The sequence below is a fragment of the Bradyrhizobium sp. USDA 3315 genome, assembly GCF_054056795.1.
The window spans coordinates 7,434,304-7,458,055 of record NZ_JBSRYP010000001.1 but is presented as its reverse complement, the minus strand read 5'-3'; the positions used below and the strand labels follow the sequence as shown (position 1 = coordinate 7,458,055).

General features: G+C 65.5%; 25 protein-coding genes. 14 read left to right on the top strand and 11 right to left on the bottom strand.

The window, feature by feature from the left end:
• Positions 1 to 85 precede the first annotated feature (85 nt).
• On the top strand, positions 86 to 997 hold the full coding sequence (locus ACVIYL_RS35115) for a LysR family transcriptional regulator (protein WP_456780697.1): 912 nt from the start codon (positions 86 to 88) through the stop codon (positions 995 to 997).
• A gap of 181 nt (positions 998 to 1,178) precedes the next feature.
• Here ACVIYL_RS35115 and ACVIYL_RS35110 read toward each other — a convergent pair whose 3' ends face one another.
• Positions 1,179 to 2,087: a LysR family transcriptional regulator gene (locus ACVIYL_RS35110; RefSeq protein ID WP_456780696.1), complete on the bottom strand. Its 909-nt coding sequence runs from the start codon at positions 2,085 to 2,087 to the stop codon at positions 1,179 to 1,181.
• A 214-nt stretch (positions 2,088 to 2,301) separates the two neighbouring features.
• On the opposite strand from ACVIYL_RS35110, the gene ACVIYL_RS35105 reads away from it, so the two are divergent.
• The gene (locus ACVIYL_RS35105; protein WP_456780695.1) at positions 2,302 to 3,819 is read left to right on the top strand and encodes an MFS transporter; all 1,518 of its coding nucleotides are present in this window, start codon (positions 2,302 to 2,304) and stop codon (positions 3,817 to 3,819) included.
• Positions 3,820 to 3,870: 51 nt separating this feature from the next.
• Here the strand turns inward: ACVIYL_RS35105 and ACVIYL_RS35100 are convergent, their stop codons facing one another.
• Together ACVIYL_RS35100 and ACVIYL_RS35095 are read right to left on the bottom strand one after the other, a co-directional pair.
• Complete coding sequence (locus tag ACVIYL_RS35100; RefSeq protein WP_253610029.1) at positions 3,871 to 4,275, bottom strand: cupin domain-containing protein; 405 nt, start codon at positions 4,273 to 4,275, stop codon at positions 3,871 to 3,873.
• Positions 4,276 to 4,371: 96 nt separating this feature from the next.
• On the bottom strand, positions 4,372 to 4,773 hold the full coding sequence (locus ACVIYL_RS35095) for an Ohr family peroxiredoxin (RefSeq protein ID WP_253608981.1): 402 nt from the start codon (positions 4,771 to 4,773) through the stop codon (positions 4,372 to 4,374).
• Positions 4,774 to 4,919: 146 nt separating this feature from the next.
• Between ACVIYL_RS35095 and ACVIYL_RS35090 the strand changes: the two genes are divergently transcribed.
• Positions 4,920 to 5,387, top strand: a complete 468-nt coding sequence (locus tag ACVIYL_RS35090; RefSeq protein ID WP_253608980.1) for a MarR family winged helix-turn-helix transcriptional regulator — start codon at positions 4,920 to 4,922, stop codon at positions 5,385 to 5,387.
• Between the two features lie 190 nt (positions 5,388 to 5,577).
• Here ACVIYL_RS35090 and ACVIYL_RS35085 read toward each other — a convergent pair whose 3' ends face one another.
• Positions 5,578 to 6,921: an ATP-binding protein gene (locus tag ACVIYL_RS35085; RefSeq protein ID WP_253608979.1), complete on the bottom strand. Its 1,344-nt coding sequence runs from the start codon at positions 6,919 to 6,921 to the stop codon at positions 5,578 to 5,580.
• The gene (locus ACVIYL_RS35080; protein WP_253608978.1) at positions 6,918 to 7,640 is read right to left on the bottom strand and encodes a response regulator; all 723 of its coding nucleotides are present in this window, start codon (positions 7,638 to 7,640) and stop codon (positions 6,918 to 6,920) included. The genes ACVIYL_RS35085 and ACVIYL_RS35080 overlap by 4 nt, the downstream gene beginning before the upstream one ends.
• Positions 7,641 to 7,924: 284 nt before the next feature.
• Here ACVIYL_RS35080 and bamA point away from each other — a divergent pair, with 284 nt between their 5' ends.
• Together bamA and ACVIYL_RS35070 are read left to right on the top strand one after the other, a co-directional pair.
• Positions 7,925 to 10,435 carry an outer membrane protein assembly factor BamA gene (bamA, locus tag ACVIYL_RS35075; protein WP_456780694.1) on the top strand — a complete coding sequence of 837 codons (2,511 nt, stop codon included), beginning with the start codon at positions 7,925 to 7,927 and terminating at the stop codon, positions 10,433 to 10,435.
• A 136-nt stretch (positions 10,436 to 10,571) separates the two neighbouring features.
• On the top strand, positions 10,572 to 11,123 hold the full coding sequence (locus ACVIYL_RS35070; protein WP_057019813.1) for a carboxymuconolactone decarboxylase family protein: 552 nt from the start codon (positions 10,572 to 10,574) through the stop codon (positions 11,121 to 11,123).
• Positions 11,124 to 11,131: 8 nt separating this feature from the next.
• Here the strand turns inward: ACVIYL_RS35070 and ACVIYL_RS35065 are convergent, their stop codons facing one another.
• Positions 11,132 to 11,698, bottom strand: a complete 567-nt coding sequence (locus ACVIYL_RS35065) for an AAA family ATPase (protein WP_456780693.1) — start codon at positions 11,696 to 11,698, stop codon at positions 11,132 to 11,134.
• A 213-nt stretch (positions 11,699 to 11,911) separates the two neighbouring features.
• Between ACVIYL_RS35065 and ACVIYL_RS35060 the strand changes: the two genes are divergently transcribed.
• On the top strand, positions 11,912 to 13,078 hold the full coding sequence (locus ACVIYL_RS35060; RefSeq protein ID WP_253608974.1) for an ABC transporter substrate-binding protein: 1,167 nt from the start codon (positions 11,912 to 11,914) through the stop codon (positions 13,076 to 13,078).
• A gap of 135 nt (positions 13,079 to 13,213) precedes the next feature.
• A complete protein-coding gene (locus ACVIYL_RS35055) occupies positions 13,214 to 14,431 on the top strand; it encodes an MFS transporter (protein WP_253608973.1) in 1,218 nt (405 codons plus the stop codon).
• A 28-nt stretch (positions 14,432 to 14,459) separates the two neighbouring features.
• On the opposite strand, the gene ACVIYL_RS35050 is transcribed toward ACVIYL_RS35055, so the two are convergent.
• Positions 14,460 to 15,107 (bottom strand): Vgb family protein, encoded by a 648-nt coding sequence (locus ACVIYL_RS35050; RefSeq protein WP_253608972.1) that lies wholly within the window; start codon positions 15,105 to 15,107, stop codon positions 14,460 to 14,462.
• Positions 15,108 to 15,240: 133 nt separating this feature from the next.
• Complete coding sequence (locus ACVIYL_RS35045) at positions 15,241 to 16,461, bottom strand: helix-turn-helix domain-containing protein (protein WP_456780692.1); 1,221 nt, start codon at positions 16,459 to 16,461, stop codon at positions 15,241 to 15,243.
• Positions 16,462 to 16,553: 92 nt separating this feature from the next.
• Here ACVIYL_RS35045 and ACVIYL_RS35040 point away from each other — a divergent pair, with 92 nt between their 5' ends.
• On the top strand, positions 16,554 to 16,802 hold the full coding sequence (locus tag ACVIYL_RS35040) for a hypothetical protein (protein ID WP_051002888.1): 249 nt from the start codon (positions 16,554 to 16,556) through the stop codon (positions 16,800 to 16,802).
• Positions 16,803 to 16,807: 5 nt separating this feature from the next.
• Here the strand turns inward: ACVIYL_RS35040 and ACVIYL_RS35035 are convergent, their stop codons facing one another.
• The gene (locus ACVIYL_RS35035) at positions 16,808 to 17,899 is read right to left on the bottom strand and encodes an adenylate/guanylate cyclase domain-containing protein (RefSeq protein ID WP_253608970.1); all 1,092 of its coding nucleotides are present in this window, start codon (positions 17,897 to 17,899) and stop codon (positions 16,808 to 16,810) included.
• Between the two features lie 77 nt (positions 17,900 to 17,976).
• On the opposite strand from ACVIYL_RS35035, the gene ACVIYL_RS35030 reads away from it, so the two are divergent.
• A complete protein-coding gene (locus ACVIYL_RS35030; RefSeq protein ID WP_057019819.1) occupies positions 17,977 to 18,435 on the top strand; it encodes an SRPBCC family protein in 459 nt (152 codons plus the stop codon).
• 7 nt (positions 18,436 to 18,442) lie between these two features.
• Here the strand turns inward: ACVIYL_RS35030 and ACVIYL_RS35025 are convergent, their stop codons facing one another.
• Positions 18,443 to 19,084: an HD domain-containing protein gene (locus ACVIYL_RS35025; RefSeq protein ID WP_253608969.1), complete on the bottom strand. Its 642-nt coding sequence runs from the start codon at positions 19,082 to 19,084 to the stop codon at positions 18,443 to 18,445.
• Between the two features lie 205 nt (positions 19,085 to 19,289).
• On the opposite strand from ACVIYL_RS35025, the gene ACVIYL_RS35020 reads away from it, so the two are divergent.
• Complete coding sequence (locus tag ACVIYL_RS35020; RefSeq protein WP_253608968.1) at positions 19,290 to 20,255, top strand: GlxA family transcriptional regulator; 966 nt, start codon at positions 19,290 to 19,292, stop codon at positions 20,253 to 20,255.
• A gap of 90 nt (positions 20,256 to 20,345) precedes the next feature.
• Entirely contained in the window at positions 20,346 to 20,912 is a 567-nt protein-coding gene (locus ACVIYL_RS35015) for a histidine phosphatase family protein (RefSeq protein WP_456780691.1), read from the top strand.
• A 21-nt stretch (positions 20,913 to 20,933) separates the two neighbouring features.
• On the opposite strand, the gene ACVIYL_RS35010 is transcribed toward ACVIYL_RS35015, so the two are convergent.
• Positions 20,934 to 21,287, bottom strand: coding sequence for an MmcQ/YjbR family DNA-binding protein (locus ACVIYL_RS35010; RefSeq protein ID WP_253608966.1), 354 nt, complete (start codon positions 21,285 to 21,287; stop codon positions 20,934 to 20,936).
• Between the two features lie 203 nt (positions 21,288 to 21,490).
• Here ACVIYL_RS35010 and ACVIYL_RS35005 point away from each other — a divergent pair, with 203 nt between their 5' ends.
• The 3 genes from ACVIYL_RS35005 (at position 21,491) to ACVIYL_RS34995 (ending at position 23,586) form a co-directional block, all read left to right on the top strand.
• A complete protein-coding gene (locus ACVIYL_RS35005; protein ID WP_456780690.1) occupies positions 21,491 to 22,111 on the top strand; it encodes a PadR family transcriptional regulator in 621 nt (206 codons plus the stop codon).
• 26 nt (positions 22,112 to 22,137) lie between these two features.
• Positions 22,138 to 22,782: an O-methyltransferase gene (locus ACVIYL_RS35000; RefSeq protein WP_253608964.1), complete on the top strand. Its 645-nt coding sequence runs from the start codon at positions 22,138 to 22,140 to the stop codon at positions 22,780 to 22,782.
• A 108-nt stretch (positions 22,783 to 22,890) separates the two neighbouring features.
• Positions 22,891 to 23,586 (top strand): GNAT family N-acetyltransferase, encoded by a 696-nt coding sequence (locus tag ACVIYL_RS34995; RefSeq protein ID WP_253608963.1) that lies wholly within the window; start codon positions 22,891 to 22,893, stop codon positions 23,584 to 23,586.
• Positions 23,587 to 23,752 lie beyond the last annotated feature (166 nt).

Below are 23,752 nucleotides of genomic sequence, written 5' to 3'. Positions count from 1 at the left end.
GCGCCCGTCGGCCGAACTTTTCGGGAAGATGGCCTGTTTGTCCGTGATAAGGTATTCGCCAACTCTGCCAATTGAGTTTGCAAAAATGAACAGCCCGCTTGACTGGAATGACCTTCGCCTTGTCCTTGCGGTTGCGCGGGAAGGCAGCCTCTCGGGGGCGGCGCGCCGGCTCGGCGTCACGCATTCCACCGTGTTTCGCCGGCTCGCCACGATCGAGGATGCGATCGGAACGCGGCTGTTCGAGCGCTTCCGCGACGGCTACGCGCCGACGCCGGCGGGCGAGATCGCGGCGGCGTCGGCAGCCCGGCTGGAGGACGAAGTGCTTGCGCTCGAGCGCAAGCTGGCGGGGCAGGACCTCAGGCCGTCGGGGCCGGTGCGGATCACGACGACGGACACGCTCGGCGCGGTGCTGATGCGGCATCTGCCGGCGATGCGCGCCGCGCATCCGGAGATCCAGCCGGAGATCATCATCTCGAATGCGATGGCGAACCTGACGCGCCGCGAGGCCGAGATCGCGATCCGGCCGACGCCGGCGCCATCCGAATTGCTGGTCGGACGGCGCATTGCCGATATTGCCCATGCGGTCTACGGATCGCGCGCCTATCTCGCCCGCCGCGTCGACGGGGATCTGTCGGTGCACGACTGGATCGGGCTCGACGATGCGCTGGCGGGGACCGTCATCGCCGGCTGGATGCGCGAGAACGTGCGTTCGGTGCGGATCACCTGCCGGGTCGATGCGCTTCCGGCGCTGCGCGATGCTGCTGCGGCGGGATTGGGGCTTGCCTTGCTGCCCTGCTATGTCGGCGATCTCGCGCCCACGCTGCGCCGCCTGACGCCGAAAGCACTGGCGGAGCCGCGCTCGGCGCTGTGGTTATTGACGCATGACGATCTCAAGCGCACCGCGCGCATCCGCGCGACGCTCGATTTTCTCGCCAGGGCGCTCGCCTCGGAGCGTGCGCTGTTCGAGGGAAAGCGCGCCGGAAGGGCGCGCCGCTAGTGTCCCGAATCCGAAGTTCGCATCATTTGCCGCACCTTCGGAGCGAACTTCGGATTCGATAAGGACACTAGCAAACTTATGATTCTAGTGTGCTTTGTGAATGCGAAGTTCGTGAAAGTGGCTGCCGCGAAATCGCACGAACTTCGCATTCAGCACACTAGCCGGCCGGCGCGCAGACCGTTCAGGAGCCGACAACTTCCGTGACGGTATGGATGTCCTCTGCCGCGCGATTCGCAGGCATCCGATGATGCTCGCGAAAGGCACCAACGATCGTCTTCAGGACCGCGCGTGATTTTGCATCTGACAGCGCCGACAGCAGCATGATCTCGGACGGCGGCAGGGCAGGCAGGCCGAGCCGCCGGCTGACCTCGATCGTCCCGGCCGGGGCGAGCCGGCGGGAGAACACCGACGTAGCGAGGCCTGCGGCGACCGCATCGGCGACAGCAAAGGACCCACAGCCCAGGAAGCTTTCCGTCCACGGGATGTTCGCCGCCGCCAGCGCGCGCGTCGCGATGTTGAGCACGCCGCAGGACGGCGAGGAGGCGGCGAGCCGCAGCGGCTCGCCCGCGCGATGGACGAAGTCCGGCGTGGCGAACCAGCCATAGTGGTCCGTCGCCAGCATCTCGCCGTCGCGGCGGTCGTCCTCGCGGCGGATGATGGTGGCATCGATCTCGCCGCGGTCGAAGGCGTCGAGCAGGTCGCGGGAATCCTCGAGCCTTACTTCGATGGTGAGCGCCGGGTCGTGCGCATGCAGCCGCGTCAGCAAGGTCGGAACCTCCGCGCCTCCGACATGGGTGGCAATGCCGAGCGAGAAGCGACGCGGGCGCACGGGCGACAACGCCGCGACGGCGCGATCATGCGCGGCGAGCAATTCCTGCGCCGGGGCGAGGAAAGCTGCGCCCTGCGCCGACAGGCGCACCAGGCGCGGTGTCCGTTCGATCAGCCTGTGGCCGAGCTGGCTTTCCAGCCGCTTCAACTTGACGCTGATCGCGCCCTGCGTGGTGCCGAGCGTTTCAGCGGCGCGCGTAAAGCTCTTGAGATCGGCGATGGTCACGAATGTCCTCACGGCGTCGACGTCGAGCGTGGTCATGTCAGTCATCCGGATTTGTTGTCTCTGAAATATCTAGTCATCCAATTCACCACTGCTCAAGCCATGACTAGCTTTGCGTTGTGAAGCGCCGTGGCCACCCGATTCCTGCCGCTGCTGCCTCAATACATCGTGAGTCGATCGACCGACGCTGCTGCCAGCACCCTGGCAACAGCGTGCGGTACTCCGTTGGCTTGCCACAACAAAAGGCCTGATCATGTCTACTGAACTGAGCCGCCGCGGCGCTGTCGTGCTGTCTGCCGTATGCCTTGCCTGCCTGATGTTCGGATTGGAGATTTCCAGCATCCCCGCGATCCTGCCGACGCTGGAGCGGGTGCTGCATGCCGACTTCAAGGCGCTGCAATGGATCATGAACGCCTACACGATCGCGGTCACCACGGTGCTGATGGCGATCGGGACGGTGGCGGACCGCTACGGCCGCAAGCGCATCTTCCTGGTCGCGATCGCGGCATTCGGCATCACCTCGCTGATCTGCGGCGTCGCCTCGAGCGTCGAAACGCTGATTGTCGCCCGGTTCCTGCAGGGCCTCAGCGGCGGCGCGCTCTTGATCTGCCAGATCGCCGTGCTCTCGCACGAATTCCAGGGCGGCCGGGTGCGCGCCGTCGCCTGGGGCTGGTGGGGCGTCATCTTCGGCATCGGCCTCGGCTTCGGCCCGATCATCAGCGGCGCCGTCGTCGCGGTGCTGAGCTGGGAGTGGGTGTTCCTCGTCCACGTGCTGTTCGCGGCCGCGGCGTTCGTGCTCACGATCGGCGGTGTGCATGAATCGAGGGACCCAAAGGCCAGCAGCCTCGACGTCGCCGGTATCGTGACGATGTCGGTCGCGGTGTTCTGCCTCGCCTTCTACATCACGCAGGGGCCGGATCTCGGCTTCGTCAGCTTGAAGGGGCTTGTGATCCTCGGCGTCTCCGCGGCGAGCTTCGCCGCGTTCCTGGTTGCCGAGAGAATCAGCCGGCGGCCGATGTTCGACTTCTCTGTCTTTCGGATCCCGGCTTTCTCCGGTTCGATCGTCGGCTCGGCGGCGATGAACCTCAGCTACTGGCCTTTCATGATCTATCTGCCGATCTGGTTTCATGCAGGCCTCGGCTATGACAGCGTGTCCGCGGGACTTGCCTTGCTTGCCTACACGCTGCCGACGCTGGTGATGCCGCCGTTCGCCGAACGACTGTCGCTGCGCTATCAGCCCGGACTGATCATTCCGGTGGGGCTGTTCACGATCGGCGCCGGATTCATGCTGATGAAATTCGCCAGCGCCGCCGCGCAGCCGGACTGGCTGACGATGCTGCCCGGCTGCCTGCTCGCCGGAATTGGCCTCGGCATCACCAACACGCCGGTCACCAACACGACGACCGGCTCGGTCTCGAACGACCGCGCCGGCATGGCCTCGGGCATCGACATGAGCGCGCGGATGGTTTCGCTTTCGGTCAACATCGCGCTGATGGGCTTCATCCTGGCAAGCGGCGTGCTGGCGCATCTGAAGGCGGTGCTACCGGCGCTGGACGGCGCGCAACTTCGCGCGATCGGCGAGCGGATCGCGGCCGGCGACGTCGCAGCCGCGCCGGAGCTGACCGGCCCGGTCGTGCATCAGGCACTCGCGAGCGGCTTCGGCTGGGTGATGCTCTATGGCGGCATCGGGGTGTGGGTCATGGCCGCGCTCAGCTTCCTGATCTTCAATGCGCGGCCGGTGCGGCAGGCCGAGGCTCACGGCACGAAGTGAACACGATGTCGCCGTGCCTGCCCAGGCGCCGGGGCGGGTAGGCGGTACCGGTCACTTCACGAGGGTCAGCAGCGGCTTGTCCTTCTCGACGATGTAAGTCGCAAGCTCGCTGGCGGTGACGTCGCCGACATTCCTCGCCGCATGGACCGTGCCGGCGGGAATGAACAGCACGTCGCCGGCCTTCAGCCTCGCCGGCGGCCTGCCGTCGACGTCGTATTCGAGGGTGCCGGCGAGCACGTAGATGATTTCTTCGCCCGGATGCGTGTGGCGGCCGAAGGCCTTGCCCGGCGCGATGTCGACCCGCACCTGCACGGCTTCATGCCCGCCGACGCTGAGGTCGTGGCGCTGCAGGTCGGTTCGCGTGAAACCAGTCGGTTGCTGCGCCTGTGCGCTCGGTATGGTCAGGAGGCTTGCGGTGAACAAGGCCGTCCTTGCGAGCAGGCGCGTTGCCTTCATCAGCTTGCTGGTCATCTTGAACTCCAGTCTTCTGGACTTGCCCGACCGCGAGCCGGCAAGCGGCCGGCCCGCGTCGGAGATCGTCATGTGCTCGTTTCAGACGAGGGTGGTCGTGACATCGATGTTGCCGTGGACCGCCTTGGAGTAGGGGCAGATGCCGTGCGCGGCTTCGATCAGCTCCTGCGCGACCTCGCGCTCGACGCCGGGGACGTGGACGTTGAGGCGGGCGCTCAGGAAGAAGGCGCTGCCGGCCTGGTTCAGATCGATCTCGGCGTCGACTTCGGGCTCGCTCGCGAGCTTGACCTTGCGCTGACCGGCGGCGAGCTGGATCGCGCCGATGTAGCAGGCCGACCAGGCGGCCGCGAACAGGTTTTCCGCGGCGGGGTGCGGCTGCGGCAGCTTGACGTCGAGGAAGCCGTCGCGCGAGCGGGCGGCGCCGTTCGGGCCGGCGGTGACGTGGGTCTTTCCGGTGACGAGAACCTTTGCATTGGTGGTCATGGCGAGCTCCTTTGGTGAATATAGATCGTATCCGATCTAATCGTGTGCGCGTCGAAATAGGCTTCAGGCTTGATCGTGTCAAGCACTTCCGATTTAATCGGATGCGATTTATATGGACTGCGACATCACAAACTCCGGAGACGTCCGTGACCCGCACCTCCAAGGCCGAGACCAAGGGCCGAAAACTCTCGAATTTTCTGTGCTTTGCGGTCTATTCGGCCAATCTGGCCTTCGGCCGCGCCTACAAGCCGATCCTGGATGCGGTCGGCCTGACCTACACCCAATACATCGCCATGGTGGCGCTGTCGGAAGAGGACGAGCAGACCGTCAGCGCGCTCGGCGAGAAGCTGTTTCTGGAATCCAACACGCTGACGCCGATCCTCAAGAAGCTCGAGCAGAGCGGCTATATCAGCCGCGTCAGAGATCCCGCCGATGAGCGGCAGGTTCGGGTGAGCCTGACGGCGGCGGGCCGGCGCCTGCTCGACAAGGACATCAATGTGTCCCTGGTCGAAGCCACCGGGCTCGGAGACGAATTTCCCGTCGTGCAGAAGACCGTCGCGAGGCTGCGCGACAATCTGCTGCGCAACACGCGCACCGATCCGAAGAAGGGCTGATCCTGCGGGCCAGATTGTAACGCGCTGTATCCGCGCCGCGCCCTTCCGCATTTTCGCCACGGCGCGACCGACAACTCCGCGCCGCTTCAGGGATGACGCGGAGGAGAACGGCGATTGCCGCGTCACGCCGGCAGTCCGGGTCTGATCAAAAGCGGCCGGGTGGCAGGGGCAAGCGATTCTGAATCTTGCTTTAACCGGACACGAGCTCAGGAAGTACGGGTCGCGACGCGCTCGTCCCGCTTCGATCCGATCCGAGGTGCACGGGCCCCGGCAATTTGATGCGGACAAGAAGGCCGTGCTGCGTGTTGTCGTGCAGCGACAGCTCGCCGCCATGCCCGCACACCATGGCCTGAGCGATCGAAAGACCAAGTCCGAAGCCGCTTTTCTCGTCCATGGTGCGGGCCTCGTCGCCGCGGACGAACGGCTTCAGCATTTCGGCCCGGCGGTGCTCTGGAATCCCCGGACCGTCGTCCGAGACATCGATAGTGACCCTATCGGTTGACGCGGTCAGCCGGATATCGACTTCGCTGCCGAACCTCAGGGCGTTCTCCACCAGGTTGGTCACGGTGCGGCTGATCTCGCTCGGGCGGATCAGGAGCGAAGCCCTGGTCGGGCCCTCGTAGCGCACGACATGACCGCAATCGGAGAATTGCTCGCAGATCGTCTGCAGCAGCGCAGCGACGTTCACAAGCGTCGGCTTCGCCGCGCTGCCGCCGCTCAGGAATGACAGCACGGATTCCAGCATGGCCTGCATCTGGTCGAGGTCGTGCAGGGTCTCCGCACGCTGGGCATCGTTTTCGATATATTCGGACCTGAGCCGCAGCCGGGTGATCGGTGTGCGCAGGTCGTGACTGATGGCGGCGAGCATGCGCGTGCGGTCATTCATCAAGGTGGTGATGCGTTCGCGCATACGATTGAGCGCGACCGCTGCGGCGCGGATTTCCTCCGGGCCGGTCTCCGGCAGCGGCGCGTCCGCCTGGCTGATGCTGAAATTCTCGGCGGCGCGGGCGAACGCGGACAGCGGCGCGCTGAGCGCGCGGCCGGCCCACACGCCGAGCAGCGTGACGCTGACGAACAGGAACAGGAACGTGCTGACCCAGAATCCGCCGAAGAACGGCGGCATTTTCGTCGGGCCGATCGTCGCTTCGAACAGGACTCCGTCCGGCAACCGAGCCGCCGCCGGCGCGGTCTTCGAGGAAAACTCGTCGATATCGTCGACGCCGGGCGGCTCTGACGAAGCACCGTCAGACGAGCCCGGACCTGCGTCGCGCAATGTGAGGTGCAGGCGAGGAAAGGCTCGATCGGCCGCGCGCAACAGCGTTGCGCGATCGGCCGCAGGGGCCTCGGCCAGAAGCTTGGCAACCAGCTGGAACTGATGGATCGGCCTGTCCGCGAACGATCTCGGCTTCTGGCTGACGAAATAAAGCCCGATCAGCGCATGGATGAGCACCAGAGAAAGCAGGATCAGCGCGGCGATCTGGCCACTGATCCGGTGGAAGCTGAAAAGCGCGGCAATCCTGCGGGTCCCGCTCATGCGTCCTCCACATGCGGCGTGAAGATGTAGCCGCCGGTGCGCACCGTCCGGATCACCGACGATCCTTCGCTCGTATCGAGCTTGCGGCGAAGCCGGCTGACCAAGACGTCGATGCTGCGCCCGAACGGACTGGCCGGCCGGCTGCGCGTCATGGTCAAGAGGCCATCCCGCGTCAGGATCCGGCCGGGCCGCTCGCAGAACACCTGCAGCAGGTCGAACTCCGCGCTGGTCAACGGGACCTGGGCGCCGTCGGGATCGCGCAATTCGCGCAGGCGAAGATCGATGGTCCAGTCCTGGAAGCGCAGGCGGGCGGCGCTCTGGCCCGAGCGCCCGGCAAGGCCGGCCTGGGCCTGGCGGCGCAGCACCGCGTTGATCCGCGCCAGCAGCTCGCGCGGATTGAACGGTTTGGCGAGATAATCATCCGCGCCCATCTCGAGCCCGAGGATCCGGTCGAGGTCTTCGCCCTTTGCCGTGAGCATGATGATCGGGATCGTCGAGTCGCCGCGCAGGCGGCGACACAGGGTCAGTCCATCCTCTCCGGGCAGCATCAGATCGAGGACGACGAGATCGAGCGAATGCCCGGCAAGGTAACGATCCATTTCCCTGCCGTTCGAGGCCGTGGCCACCAGGCAGGATTGGTCGCGCAGGTAGCGGGCGATCAAGTCTCTGGTCGGCAGATCGTCCTCGACGATCAGGATCTTCGGAGTGTGTGCAAGCATGATCCGCGACTGGGTCCTCATCATAACGTCATTGGCGCGCGTTCCAGCGCGCTCAGCCACCAATTGACCAGCATACGCGTCGCTTGTGGGCGGCATTGCGCCTTTTCGTAAGCATAATGTTTCTGAACTGTAAGCGTCGCTCGCAGCCCAAAGCAATCCGCGATGCTGGCCGCGTCGCATCGCGCTCACAGTCCCAAACCACTGGAAATAATCCCGCAATCCGGCAGCCACACCGCAGCCATCACCATCCCGTCACAACGAGCTTGTTGTTCGCGAGGTGTGGAATGAAGACGTGGCGGGGCTTTGTCGCGGCGATCGTGCTGTCGGGGTTTTCGATCCCGGGGACGCCCGTGATATGGCCATTGTTGACTCCGGCGGCGGCCCAATCGGTTGACGCGATCACGGTGGAAGGCAACCGGAGAGTAGAGGCGGAGACCATCCGCTCCTATTTCAGGTCCGGACCTGGCGGCCATCTCGATCAGGCTGCCATCGACGACGGGCTCAAGGAGCTGGTCGGGACGGGGTTGTTCCTGGACGTCAAGATCAATCAGGCGGGCGGCAGGATCGTCGTTTCCGTGATCGAGAATCCGGTGATCGACCGCGTCGTGTTCGAGGGCAACAAAAAGATCAAGGACGAGCAGCTCTCGGCCGAAATGCAGTCCAAGCCGCGGGGCACCCTGTCGCGGTCGATGGTGCAGTCGGATGCACTGCGGATCGCCGAGATTTATCGGCGCTCAGGCCGCTACGACGTGCACGTCACGCCGGAGATCATCGAACGCTCGAACAACCGCGTCGATCTCGTCTTCACCGTCGATGAGGGAGCGAAGACCGGCATTAAGACCATCGAGTTCATGGGCAACAACAGTTTTTCGGCGGTGCGCCTGAAGGACGTGATCAAGACCCATGAGACGAACTTCCTGAGCTTTCTCGGCAACGCCGACATCTATGACCCGGATCGGGTCGAGGCCGATCGTGACCTGATCCGCCGCTTCTATCTGAAGCACGGCTACGCGGACGTCCAGGTCGTGGCAGCGCTCGCCGAGTATGATCCGGCGCGCAAGGGCTTTCAGGTGACGTTCAAGATCGATGAGGGGCAGCAGTACCGCGTTGCGACGGTCGGTTTCCGTTCGAACATTGCGGGCTTCGATCCGACGACGCTGCGTTCATTGTCGCGCGTCGGCGAAGGCTCGCTCTACAATGTCGAGGCGGTCGAGAAATCGGTCGAGGACATGCAGATCGAGGCGTCGCGCCGCGGTTACGCCTTCGCGGTGGTTCGTCCGGACGGCGCCCGGAATTTCGAGGCCCACACGGTGGGGATCATGTTTCGCGTGGAGGAGGGGCCGCGCACCTATATCGAGCGGATCGACATTCGCGGCAACGGCCGCACCCGAGACTACGTGATCCGGCGCGAGTTCGATCTCTCCGCGGACGATGCATATAACCGTGCGCTGGTCGATCGCGCCGAGCGGCGGCTGAAGAATCTCGACTATTTCAAGACGGTCAAGATCACCACCGAGCCCGGCTCGACGAGCGATCGCGTCGTTCTGATCGTCAACCTGGAGGAAAAGTCGACCGGCGACTTCTCCGTGTCTGGCGGTTATTCCACGACGGACGGCGCGCTCGCCGAGGTCAGCATCTCGGAGCGAAATCTGCTCGGCCGTGGCCTGTTTGCCAAGGCAACGGTCAGCTACGGCCAGTACTCGCGCGGCCTGTCGTTGTCCTTTGTCGAACCGTATTTGCTCGACTATCGCGTCGCGCTCGGGCTCGATGCGTATTACAAGGAGCAATTGCCGACGGACTACACGACCTATGGCGTGAAGACGATCGGGTTCTCGCCGCGGCTCGGCCTGGCCTTGCGCGAAGACCTGACCCTCCAGTTGCGATACTCGCTCTATCAGCAGGAAATCTCGCTCGATAGCGCCTACGCGAACTGCAACAACAATCCGTCCAACCCGTCGCTCGCGTTCAATCCGACGCCTGCCTACATCCAGAGTGTGCTTGGCGGCGTCGATCCCACGAACTCGGTCTCGTCAGGGCTCTATGGGTATGGCTGCTATGGCGACGGAGAATCCACCTTGCCGGTGCGCAAGGAGCTGGCCGCAGGGGCGACCTGGACCTCGCAGATCGGCTACACCCTGAGCTACAACACCCTCGACAACAACAAGAACCCGACCGACGGCCTGCTGATCGACTTCAAGCAGGACTTTGCCGGCGTCGGCGGCGACGTGACATATCTGAAGAGCGCGGTCGACGCGAAATACTACACGCCGCTGGTGTCCGACCTGATCGGACTGATCCACCTGCAGGGCGGCCTGCTCACCAAGGTCGGCGACAATGATCTGCGCATGCTGGACCATTTCCAGATGGGGCCGAACCTGGTGCGCGGCTTTGCCACCAACGGCATCGGCCCGCGCGACATCACCTATGCGAGCCTTGGCGCAGTCGGAGACGCGCTCGGCGGCACCAAATATTGGGGCGCGTCGATGGAGCTGCAGATGCCGTTCTGGTTCCTGCCCTCCGAGGTTGGGCTGAAGGGGGCCGTCTATGCGGACGCCGGCTCGCTCTGGGGTTATCAAGGCCCGACGTCGTGGGCCGCAACCGGCGAGGTGAATACGGCTGCTTGCAAATGCGGCCTTCAATACGACGATGGGAACGTGGTGCGAACCTCGGTCGGTGTCGGCCTGATCTGGGCCTCGCCGTTCGGCCCGCTGCGGTTCGATTACGCCGTGCCGATCACGAAGGGCAAGTACGACATCGTGCAGGAGTTCCGGTTCGGAGGCGGGACGTCGTTCTGAACCGACAGTCGCTCCGCTTGCCGGACCGCGCCGCGGATTGCGGCCAGCGTGACGCCTGCCATGCCGCCCTGCGGCTTGCGGTATCAGGCGAAGCGGGGCAGGCTGCATTGGTTCAATTTCCGATCCGAGGCAATCCATGTCACGCGTGTCAATCAAGACCAGGAACGACCTGCCGAGCGAGCTCAAGCCGCTGTGGGACAAGATGACCACCTATGGCGCGTTCGAGAACCAGGCCGGCGTCATGGCGCAGCGCCCGCCGATCTTCAAGCACATGTGGTCGCTGCTGGTCGATCTCGCCGACGAGGCGGTGGTCTCGAAGCGGCATCTCGAGCTCGCGCTGGTGACGGTGTCGCTGCTCAACAAGTGCGATTATTGCGTGTCGCACCATGCGCCGAAGCTCGCGATCCAGGGAGTTTCGGAAGCGGGCGCCGAACGGCTGCTCGACTATCAGGATCATCCCGAGCTCGATGCGCTCGACAAGCTCGTGGTCGAATATGCGATCGCCGTAACCAACAACTGGAACAAGACCCGCGACGAGATATTCGCACGGCTGCGCGAACATTTCTCGGAAGCGCAGATCGTCGAGCTGACATGGCGGATCGCGCTGTGCGGCGCGTTCAATCGCTTCAACGACATCTTGCAGCTCGATGTCGAGCAGGGCGTTCCGCAGCGTGAGGCCGCGGAATGACGGCCTGATCAGGCCTTAGGTAGGACGCCGCCGCCGAGCGTCGCCAGCACGAAATCGGCCCGCGCGGATGGCGATAGCTTCGGCAGGCTGATGACGTCGTAGCCGAGCGTCGGAAGCGTCTCCATCAGCCGCCGATGCTCCGCCGTGGCTGCTTCGAAGCCGTGCCGCCGCTCCGAATCGGTAACGTAAATCTCAGGCCATGGCGGCGTCATGAACACACGACCGTGGTAGCGATGGATGGAGCAATTCGGGTGCAGCACCGGCTCGCCTGTCAACGCCTGGAGCGCCGACGCCGCGTCGACGAGGCCGCGATCGAAGAACACCCATCCGGAATGGGCTTTGGCCATCTCCATATCTTTCAGTGCGACGTCAATGGCGCGATGCAGGAATGCTGCCGCATCGACCCACGGCAGCGCCTTGCCGCCGGACGCGAGCTCATGGGCGATGATACGGCGGCCGGGCTCCTCGACGACCGGATAGCCGCGCGCACGCAGATCGGCCAGCAGCGTCGATTTTCCGGCGCCGGAGCAGCCGGAGATCAGGACGAAGCGGTTTTGCAAAGGGTGTCCTTTCATCGATCATGACAAGGCGTGGGCCGGCACTCCGCGGATGCGGGTTGCCGGATAGGCCAGAAATTTTGGGGAAGAAGGCGCGCGGAAATGTCTCGACGCGCGGAGTGAGCATAGCCTCGAATGTGACGCAAATGGGGGGCGCTTGACGAATTCTTCAGTGCCACGCCGATAACCTCGATCAAGCATGGTTGTATCAAGCTTGAAGGGACGACGCATATGGCATCACGCTCGATCATCTGCACGACGCTCGCGCTTCTGCTCTGCGGTGCGCTGCTTCAGCCTTCGCGCGCCGCGGAATCCGGCGAACCGATCCGCGTCGGCGCGGTGCTGCCATTTTCCGGCGGTGTCGAGCTCTACGGCCAGCAGGCGCGGCTGGGGCTCGATCTCGCCGCCAAGGACATCAACGCGGCCGGCGGCATTCTCGGCCGGCCGGTCGAAATCATCTATGCCGACGACAAGACGCGGCCGGAGGCGGCCACTGACGCCATGCGTTCGCTGGTCGACAAGGACGGCGTGCTGGCGGTGGTCGGTCCGATCACCTCGCGCAACCTGAATGCGCTGGTGCCGCTTGCCGAGAGCTCGAAGACGCCGCTGCTCTATGCCACCAATTACGAGGGCGGCAAATGCAGCCGCTATCTGTTTTCGTTCGGCGCGGTGCCGAACCAGGAGCTCGGCCAGCTGCTGCCCTACATGACGCAAGCCTTCGGCAACACGTACTTCCTGCTCGGCGCCGACCGGGTCTGGCCGCACCAGATGTTCGACATCGCGCAGCCCTTGATCGAGAAGCTCGGCGGCAAGGTGGTCGCGACCAAATACACGCTGGGGACGGAGACCGACTTTTCACCGCTGATCAAGGAGGTCGCGGCGAGCAAGGCCAAGGTGCTGTTGTTCGCGCTGAAGGGCGACGGGATGGATTTCATCCGGCAGGCCGACGAGGCCGGATTGCTAAAGGACATCACCGTGGCATTCCTCGGACTGTCCGAGGTCGACCTCGGCATCTTCCGCGGCAAGGGCCAGAACATGGTCACAGTGGTGCCGGCGGTCGCGGCGAGCGAGGATCCGGCCGTCAAGGCGTTCGTGGCGAAGGCGCGCGCCGCCGCAGAGCCGGGTGTCGCGATGTCGAACTATGTGATGACGCATTACAACACGCTGATCGCACTCAAGGCGGCGGCCGAGAGGGCCGGCAAGCTCGACAAGGAGGCGATCATCGACGCGATGGCGGGCCTCGCCATTCCGTCGCCGACCGGCCCTGTCGCGCTCGGTCAGGATCATCACGCGGCGATGAACATGTTCATTGCCAGGACGCAGGGTTCGGAACTCGTGCAGGTGCGAGCACTCGGCGAGATCGCGCCGGAGCCGGGGTGCAGTCCCGCTGGCCGCTGACCAGGAGGAATATTTCGGTAGCGGCGCTCGAGCCCGCGATGCTCGCAAAAAAGTGAGCTGGCGCGCTCGTCAGCTGTCGGTTTCGCGTCCTCCCGCTCGTCTTCCAGCCAGAATGAGCTGAACGGGAGTTCCGGAATGAGCAATTCGACCTATCGCTGGGTGATCGTCGCGGCCGGCGGCCTGCTCGGCTGTGTCGCGATCGGCGGCATGTTCTCGCTGCCGGTGTTCCTCCAGCCCATGGCGCGCGAGACCGGCTGGTCGGTGACCGGCATTTCCAGCGCGATGACGATCGGCTTTCTCGCGATGGCCTTCACCAGCATGATCTGGGGCACGCTGTCCGACCGCTTCGGGCCGCTTCCGGTGGTGCTGACCGGATCGGTCGTGCTGGCGGCAAGCCTCGCGCTGGCCAGCCAGACAACATCGCTGCTGGCCTTTCAGTTCGTGTTCGGCGCGGTGGTCGGCGCGGCAACGGCGGCGATCTTCGCGCCGATGATGGCCTGCGTCACCGGCTGGTTCGACACCCATCGAAGCCTCGCCGTTTCGCTGGTGTCGGCCGGCATGGGCATGGCGCCGATGACGATGTCGCCGCTTGCGGCCTGGCTGATCTCCCACCACGACTGGCGCACCGCGATGCTGATCGTCTCGGGCGTGGTCGGCGCGATCATGATCCCGGTCTCGTTCCTGGTGCGCCGCCCGCCGGCGCTGCAGGGCGACCACGCTGAAGCGATCTCCGAAAACGGCGAACCGCCGATGTCGCTGGCGCAGGCGCTGCGCTCGCCGCAATTCATCATCCTGATCGCGACCAATTTCTTCTGCTGCGCCACCCATTCGGGCCCGATCATCCATACCGTGAGTTACGCGGTCACCTGCGGCATTCCGATGGTTGCTGCGGTGACGATCTACAGCGTCGAAGGGCTCGCCGGGATGGGCGGCCGCATCGCCTTCGGCCTGCTCGGCGACCGCTTCGGCGCCAAGCGCGTGCTGGTGCTCGGATTGCTGGCGCAGGCGTTCGGCGCGCTCGGCTACGTCTTCGTGCGCGAGCTCGCCGCATTCTACGCGGTCGCGGCGATCTTCGGCTTCATCTATGCCGGCACCATGCCGCTGTATTCCGTGCTGATCCGCGAGAATTTTCCGCTGCGGATGATGGGTACGGTGATCGGCGGCACCGCGATGGCCGGCAGCCTCGGCATGGCGACCGGACCGCTCGCCGGTGGGCTGATCTACGACACCTTCGCGAGCTACACGTGGCTCTATGTCGGCTCCTGGGCGGTCGGCATCGGCGCGTTCCTGATCATGATGACGTTCCGCCCGATGCCGGCGGCGCGGCCCACCGCGGTGCCGGCGCCGGCATGAGGCCGGTGCGCGCGTGAAGCGATCCACTTCACGCGCGGCTGCGCTTCGGTCGCCGGATGGCACGCACCTTGTTGTTGGCGGAACCGCTGCCGCAGAAGAAGCGGTCGGCGCCGTCGGACTCGAGGCCAGAGACGAACACGCCCTGCGGCATCTCCAGCTTTTCCATGATTTCGCCGGTCTGCGGGTCGATCCGCCGCACGTCGCTTTCATCGCCTTCCCAGGTGCCGTGCCAGAGTTCGCCATCGACCCAGGAGACGCCGGTGACGAACCGGTTGCTTTCGATGGTGCGCAGAACCTTGCCGGTTTCCGGATCGATCTGAACGATGGTGCGGTCGCGATACTGGCCGACCCACAGCGAGCCCTCCGCCCAGGCGAGGCCCGAGTCGCGGCCGCCGCCGGGTGAGGGGATGGTGGATATCACGCGCCCGCTGTTCGGCTCGATCTTCAGAATGCGGTCCTCGGCGATCTGATAGAGGTGCTTGCCGTCGAAGGCGGTGCCGGCATGAGCCGCGATATCGAGGGTGCGGGTGGTGTTGCCGCTGTCGGGATCGAAGGCGACCAGGCGATCGCCGGCCGCGAACCAGACCTGCTCGCCGTCGAAGCTGACGCCGCCGACGTTCTCGACGCCGTCGAAGGGGCCGTATTCCCGGATGATCTCGGCCGTGGCCTTTTTCATGTGCGCTCCCGTCGCCTGGAGCTTCAATTCTGATTGAATCAGAATCGAGGCTCCAGAATCCTGTTTTGACGCGTTTTCTTCACGCGAACCGGTATCCGCTTCGCTCGAAAACGCTTCCAATTGTGTCCTGATGCTAGCCGTTCGGCAGCGGGGCAGGGAGTAACAACGTCGTCGTGAATCCAGGCACCGGCGGCGTCATCCAGCGCCGGGCGCGGGCACGGCCGACCGACTGCACCTTACCGGTGGCGGCCAGCGCGTCGAGCGCGCGCTGCACGGTGCGCTGGCTCGCCCCCAGTGCGACCGACAGCGCCGAGCTCGACCAGGCCTCGCCGTCGGCGAGAAAAGCCAGCACCGCGGCATGCTCCTCCTCGACCGGCAGCGCCAGCACGGTCACCTCGCGCCGGCCATGCGGCTGGAGCACAAAGCCGTCCGGTGTCGCGCTGAGATCGGCCAGCGGCCGCAGCGCCCGGCGCAGCCGTCCGATCTCGACCCGCAGCCGCGCCCGGTGTGATTCATCGGCGTGCTTGCCGCGAAACGCCCGCGCGATCAGCGTGCCGCGGGACACGTCCTGCGGCCACGCTTCGCCCAGCGCGCGGGCGAGCGCGAACAGCACCGGCCGTCGGGTCAGCGAGACCGTCGTGCCGATATCGCGCACGACATAGCGGCAGGCATCGACGACGAGCGCCTTCGACGCCATCAGCGCTTCGACCTCCTCGAGCAGCAGCGGCTGCTCGCTGCCGCGCGCAATCAGGCGCGCCGCGGGTGTGGCGAGCATGCGCGCGGTGCTCTCGACCTCGGCCGCGAGCTCGGCGATGCCGGCGCGGCGCGCGGCTTCCCTCGCGCGGGCCAGCGCTTCGCGTGCCGGCTTGGTCCGCAACCGCCGCATCGCGATTCCGGCGACGACCAGTTCATGGCCGACCCGCAGCGCCGGCGGAAACGGTGCTGGGTCGAGGCCATCAAGCATGCGCTCGGCCGCATCGAGGCTCCCGATCAGCAGCAGGCGGCGGATTTCGAGATAGCCGGCATGGGCGGCATTGAGTGCATCGCCTCGTGCTGCGAGCGTTGCGCGCGCCGCGGCGAGGCTCTTGCCGGGAAAGGAAAGGTCGCGCGACACCAGCGCGATCTCGGCCTCCGCCACCACGCAGCGCGCCCGCGCGACCGCTTCGCGCGGGCCGAAGGCGCGTCCTGCGCGCCGCAACAGCTCCTTGGCGCGGACGAAATCGCCGAGCCGGGCCATCGCGATGCCGCGCAGCGCCAGCGCCGGCGCATCGTCGCGCAGGGCCACCCGTTTCAGTGCGCCGAGGGGATCACCCGCCGCGAGCGCGCGCGCCGCAGCCGTTATCAGCGAGTCCATTCGAATCCCGACACACTTGTCACTCTCACCCTCCGAGGCTCGGTCCTAACCTAGCACATGACGACATGGATCATCTCCAGAGAGATCGAACGATGGCCGGTATTGAAACACGAGAAGATTGGGTGAGGGGGCGGCTCAGTGGACGCGGGCCCATCGTGGCGCGCTTTCTGTCGCTGGCGGCGGCGCCGACCTTCGCCGTGATGGCGCTGATTGCCGCGATGGCGCCGGCCGACATGATCTGCGGCGCGATGCAGGGACCGCTGTCATTGCAGGGTATGGTCCCGATGTACGCGCTGATGAGCGCATTTCATCTGGCGCCGTGGCTGCGCCTGTTCAGATGATCGGCTCACCCCTCCGGCAAAGTGAAGACCGCGCATGGCCGCGCAATGCCGCGCAATTCATGACTGCCGAGCGCGACCAGCGGCGTCTCGGTCTCGGCGGCGAGGGCGCCCGAAACCAGCACGGTCTGCTCCAGCGGCTTGCACAGCCCTTCGAGCCGGCTCACCAGATTGACCGCGGCACCGATCGCGGTGAAGTCGAGGCGGTCGGCGGCGCCGATATTGCCCCAGTGCACCTCGCCGAGATGCAGCGCCGCGCCGAATGGCAACGGCGGCAAGCCCTGCTTGCGTCGCTCTGCATCGAGATGGGCCATGCCGACGCGCGCCGCCGACACCGCGCGCAATGCCGCCTCGGATGCGCTGCGCGCGCTGGTCGTGACCGGAAAGATCGCAAGCAGGCCGTCGCCGATGAATTTCAGCACCTCGCCGCCGAAGGCGTGGATGGCGCCGGCGATGCGGTCGAACCAGGCATCGAGCGCCGCGATCACCTCGGCAGGCGGATGGCTTTCCGACAGCGAGGTGAAGCCGCGAAGGTCGGCAAACAGCAGTGCCGCCCGGATGGTTTCGCCGGTATTGCGCCGCAATGGCGATGCCAGCACGCGCGCCGCGCTGCGCCGGCCGAGATAGGCCTCCAGCGCCGCCGTCAGTGTCGCGCGCGCCGCGAGCGCGGCGAGCGGCGCGGCCGTGAACCGCGCCGCCTCGCGCAATTGATCCGCCTCGGCAGGTGTGAACGCGCGTGTCCCGATCCAGCCGAGGGTCGGGCCATCCGGCCGCGTTCCAATCGTGCCCTCGTGGATCGGGCCGGGCGCGAGAGTTCCGAGCCAGCGCCGGCCGGCGTCGCCGGATCCCACCATATCGGGCATCGCAAAAGGTTGTTCCGGTGCGAATCCGAGCGCTTCGATGACCTCGCCATTGTCGGCACGCCACAGCCAGGTTCGTCTTGCAATCAGGGGGTGCGGAACCTCAAGCGTCAGAGCGCCGCCGGCAAGCGGCAGGCCATCCGTGATAAGGTGGCTACCGAGGTCCGCCAACAACCGGTTGGCGCCCGCGGTCTCGGCGGCGGCGTCGACCAGCCAGCTCAACGTCGAGGACAATTGCATTACGCCATCATGGGGTTGACGCACCACTCTTGTCACGAATTATCCCTGAGCACCGACTGTCAATGGAGCATGGATCGATGACTGAAGCCTTCATCGTTCAACGCGAGATCCAGATCGCAGCCCCGGCTGCAACCGTGTTCGCCTTTCTGACCGATCCGCAGAAGATCGTGAGCTGGATGGGGCTCGAAGCCGCGACCGAGACGCATCCCGGGGGCCTCTACTTCCTCAAGGGGCTCGGCAGCGATCGCAGCCGCGCCGCGCGCGGTGCGTTCCGCGAGGTCGTGCCGGTGCATCGTCTGGCCTACAGCTTCGGCTGGGAGGGCAGCGAGGAAGTGCCGCCGGGATCGAGCCTGATCGAGATCGACCTGATGGAGCAGGACAACGGCACGCTGCTCCGCATGACCCATAGCGGCCTGCCGAACGCCGCGCAGTGCGAGAGCCACGACAAGGGTTGGGCGCATTACATGGGCCGGCTCTCCCACGCGGCCGCCGGTCGGGATCCCGGCCCCGACCACGGTCCCGCCAACCGCCATTGACGTCGCGTCATGTCGGCCATTTCGAGCCGAGGATGATCGAGCAGAAGTTCATCCTGGTATAGTTCATGTCCTTCAGCGCCAGCACGTCGGCCTTGACGTTGCCGAAGGTGGTCAGCGGCTTCCTGATGGTGCCGGCGGCGAAATGATCGATGATGTTCTCCTTGAAGTTCGCCTCGCGCGGATGGTGCGCGCAGACATGGTCGCGGTGCTCGTGCGAGAATTCGTCGTAGGCGATGCCGAGCACGTCCATCTCGACGCCGGCGGTGACCAGCGCAATGGTCGGACGCATATGCTCGGGGACGCCAGGCGTGGTGTGCAGGGCGATTGAGGTCCAGACATCCTCGATGTCACGCTCCGGAATGCCATAGCCCTTGAGAAAGTCGCGCGCGGCGTTGGCGCCGTCGACTTCGAAGCGCAGATCGGGGCTCGCGTGAGCAGCGGTGAGGCCCATGTCGTGAAACATGGCGCCGATATAGAGCAGTTCGGGATCGAATTTCAGCTTGCGGCGGTTGCCGGTCAGCGCGCCCCAGAAGAACACGCGGCGGCTGTGATTGTAGAGCAGGTCGTCCTCGGTATCGCGCACCAGCTGGGTGGCGGCGCGGGCCATCGCGCTGTCGGGTACGCGGATGCCGGCGATGATCTCGGTCATTTCAAGACGCTCCTCGATATGGCAAGACGATGCCGTGGCGTGCGAACACGCGAGCCCGGCGCTCGTCTCTGCGGTGTGTGCGGATCGCCGGATGGCGCGATCCGTGGCGTGCTTGTCGCCCGTTTGGGCCCGATCCCGCAACGATCGCGCGCCGCCGGATCGGGCCAACCAGACGTCGTTTCGCGCCAGCGGGCAGGGAGAAGGTATGGCGATTCAGAGAGTCGCGATCGCGATTCACGAAGGGGTTCAGGCGCTCGATGTCGCGGGTCCCGTCGACGTGTTCGCAGAAACGAACGGCTTTGTGCCCGCGGGGAATGGCTATGAGACGGTGCTGGTCGGCGCCGGCTGCGAACCGCTGCGCGCGTCGAACGGCATGAAGATATCGGCCGATCTCAGCTTCGCCGAGGCACAGGAGAAGTTCGATATCCTGCTGGTGGCGGGCGGGCCGGCATTGCCCGACGCCGCGCCGGATCCCGAACTGACACAGTGGCTGCGCGGGGCGCCCGCGCGCGCCGAGCTCTATGGTTCGATCTGCACCGGCGCCTTCGCGCTCGGCCATGCCGGGCTGCTCGACGGCCACAAGGTGACGACGCATTGGCAGAACGCGCAGCGGCTGGCGGCGCGCTTTCCGGCAGCCGAGGTAATCTTCGATCGCATCTACATTCGCGATGGGCATCTGATGACCTCGGCCGGCGTGACCGCGGGGATCGATCTCGGGCTCGCGCTGGTCGCCGAGCGGCACGGGCCGCAGGTTGCGGTCGCGGTGGCCAAGCGGCTGGTCGTGGTGGCGCAGCGCCAGGGCGGGCAGTCGCAGTTCAGTCCCTATCTCACCGCGCCGGTCGATGAGGATTCGCCGATTGCGCGCGCGCAGGCGCATGTCATGCAGCATGTCGGCGATCGCCACACGCTGCAGTCGCTGGCGGAAGCCGTCGGCATGAGCGTGCGCAATTTCGGCCGCGCCTTTTTGCAGGAGACCGGAATCACGCCGCATGAATTCGTCGAGCGGGCGCGGGTCGACGCCGCGCGCCGGCTGCTCGAGGGCTCAGACCGGCCGCTGAAGGCGGTTGCGTTCGACTGCGGCTTCGGTTCGGCCGACCGGATGCGGATCGTGTTCAGCGAGCGGCTCGGCGTGTCGCCGGCGCAGTACCGCGCTAGTTTTCGCAAACTGTGATGCGGTTCGTCAACCGGAGGCTGTAACGGGGATAGGATCGACGTCACCGACGCCGGATCCTGCCACACATCTTCTCCCGAAAGGCCGCCCATGGACGCGCTCACGCTCTTCATCATCCGTCATGCCGAGAAGCCGGGCGATTCCTGGCCGGGACCCGGTTTCACCGCGGATGGCGTCTCCGACACTGACTCGCTTGTGCTCCGTGGGTGGGAGCGTGCGGGCGCGTGGACCGCGTTGTTCGGCACCGATCTCACCGGCGGTGACTATGCCAAGCCCGATGCAATCTATGCCGCGACACCGGGCACCACGGCCAATCAGCCGCCGTCGAGCCGTCCGGCCGAGACGATCTCGGCGCTTGCCGCACGGCGCGGCCTGACCCCGAACGAAAGCTTTGGCAAGGGCGATGAGCCGAGGCTGGTGCCTGCGGTGCTGGCGCTGAAGGGCGTCGTGCTGCTGTGCTGGGAGCACAAGGCGATCATCTCCGATATCCTTCCGCTGATCCCGGTCAGCAAGGGCACCCCGCCGACCAAATGGGAGGGCAGCCGGTTCGACGTCGTGCTGCGCTTCGACCGCGCCAAGGGCGACGACAAGTTCGCCTTCAAGGAGCTGTTTCCGAAATTGCTGTCGGGCGATTCCGACAAGCCGCTGGGTGGCTGAATAGCGTCGCAGCTTGGCCGATCAGTCGAGCCCGAGCGCCTTGCGCGACTTCCGCGTCAACTTTTCGACGATCAGCGCATGCGCCTGGCCGAGATAGGCCTTGAGCTCAGCGTCGGGCAGGGAGTCGTTCCTCACCAGTTGCACCCATGTGGCGCGCGCCAGATATGGCGCGGGCCGCGCCAAGCCCTGCTCGATCAGCAGCTGGTAGGCCATGTTCGAGGTCTTGAACATGAAGCCGCCGGTGCTCTCGATGTAGCCGCCGGCCAGCGCGAACATCTTGCCGCCGACCTTGAACACCGACGTGCCTTCCCATTGCACCACCTTGGTGGCGGCGGGCAGGCGCAGACAATGGGCTTCGAAGGTCTTGGGGCGCATGAGTCGCAGGGCTGGAAGGCGTTCAAAGCCATAGGCCAGCCGCGCGAGGGTCGACAAGCCCCCGGGGCCGAGCCGGCCATCCTTGGCCAGCTCTGGTCGCCGCCCATTTCGGAAATCTCACGAAAATGTGGGTTGTCGCCTTTCCATCTGTAGATATATCGTAAGATATGTTTTTAGTAAGAAATGAGCAAATGAGACGATCGATGTTTCGCGACCGGGACGATGACGGCTTCCGGTTTGGGTTCTTCGCCATTGGCCGGCACGGCCGGGGCGGCCATCGCTTCGGCCGCGGCGGCCATGGCTTCTTCGGGCGGGGTGGCGGCGGTGATTTTCCGGGATCGCGGCGGCTTTCGTCGCAGGATCTGCAACTGGTCATCCTGGCGCTGCTCGGCGAGCAGCCGGCGCACGGCTACGAGTTGATCAAGAGGATCGAGGAGCGGTCGGACGGCTTCTACAGCCCGAGCCCGGGCGTGATCTATCCGGCGCTGACATTCCTCGAGGAGATCGGCAATGCCAGCGTCACCCAGGACGCGGCACGCAAACTCTACAGCATCACCGAGCAGGGCAGGGCGTATCTCGGCGAGAACCGCACGACCGCGGATACCATCCTCGAGGCGCTGTCGCGGATCGGCCGCCGCATGGAGGAGGTGCGCGAAGCCTTCGCCGGCGTGAGCGATCTCGACGGCGAGGCGTCCGACGAGGTGCACCGCGCCCGTCACGCGCTGAAGAGCGCGCTGCGCCAGAAGCGCGGCTGCGATGCCGCGGAGGCGCGGCGGATCGCAAAGATCCTCGACCGCGCGGCCGCTGAGATCCTGCAGCAATGACGCCGTCGCAGCAAAGGAGACCTTTCATGTACAACGCCGAACCGCACAGCGCGATCCGTGATGCCCGCGTCACCGCCGTCATCGAGCGCCTGCAGGCCACCCGCCGGGCGCCCGTGAGGGGCAATCCGACGCAGAGCGGCAGCCGCGACCCGCACGACTATGCCGAGCAGGGATTCTCGATCCACCCGGAGCAGGGCGAGCTGATCTATCTGTTGTGCCGCGGCCTGCGCGCCCAGCGCGTCGCCGAGTTCGCGACCTCGGTCGGAATGTCGACGCTCTATTTCGCCGCCGCGATGCGCGACAATGGCGGCGGCACCGTGATCGGGTCGGAGATCGTTCCGGCCAAGGTCGCAGCGGCGAAGCGCAATCTTGCGGAGGCCGGCCTTGCCGACTACGCCGACATCCGCGAGGGCGATGCGCGCAAGACGCTGCGCGATCTCGGTGGTCCCGTTGACTTCATCCTGATCGACGGCTGGCCGGGCGACAAGGGGCCGACGCTGGCGCGCCAGGTGGTCGAGATCGTCGCGCCGCAACTGCGCGTCGGCGGCTACGTCATGAACGACAATGCCGAGGCGGATTTCCTGGAGTTCGTGCGCGGTCCCGACAACGGCTTCGTGTCGATCACGCTGCCGCTCAAAGGTGGCACCGAGCTCTGCCTGAAGGTGGCGTAGCGGGGTTTCACCTGCTGGCGTGATTGTGAGCCACAACCACAACACGCCATGCTGGATTTTGCCTGCGCTTCTTGCTCTGCTCCAAAAAAATCAGGAGCGAAGCGCCGCATGTCCGAAGTCCCGCCCAATCATCCGCTCGATCGCCCGATCTGGAGCGCGCTGACCACGAGACAACGCGAGCTGGCGGAAGGCGGCGCCGATGCAAGGCGCTTTCCGCTCGCGATCGCACCCTTCGCCGACATGGTCGACATGTCGCCAAGGAGCTTTGCCGCGCTCGGTGCGCTACTGTCGGGACCTGACATCGCGGTGCTGTTCACGCCTGATCCTGTCCCGGTGCCGCCGCAGTTCAAGGTGCTGCTGGCCGAGACCGGCGAGCAGATGATCGGCGTGCCCGCGGACCATTCTGCGCCCGGCGTCGAGATCGTCACGCTCGGCGCTACCGATGTTCCTGCGATGATGGCGTTGACGGAGCTGACAAAGCCCGGCCCGTTTAGTGTGCGGACGCATGAGCTCGGCAGCTTTCTCGGCATCCGCATCAATGGCGAACTGGTCGCGATGACCGGCGAACGGATGAAGCCGGGGAACTACACCGAGATGACCGCCGTCTGCGTGCATCCGGAGCATCGCGGCCGTGGCTACGCGCAGGCGTTGCTGTCGGCGGTCGCCCGCCAGATCGTGGCGCGTGGCGAAATTCCATTCCTGCACGTCTTCACCAGCAACGTCTCGGCGATCGCGCTCTATCGCCGCCAGGGCATGGAGATCCGCCGCCGCCTGCACATCACGGTGTTGCAGAAACAGGGATAGGGATGCCCGGGAAAGTGGGTTGAGGGAAATCCCTCATTCCTCATCGCGGATCTCGTGCTTACCTTTGCCGGATCGCAACACGATGAGAGAGGATATCTCGATGTCCGAGCAATCCCAGGACAAGCGTCCCGTACCCGATCCGGCGGAGAACAATGCTTTCTTTCCG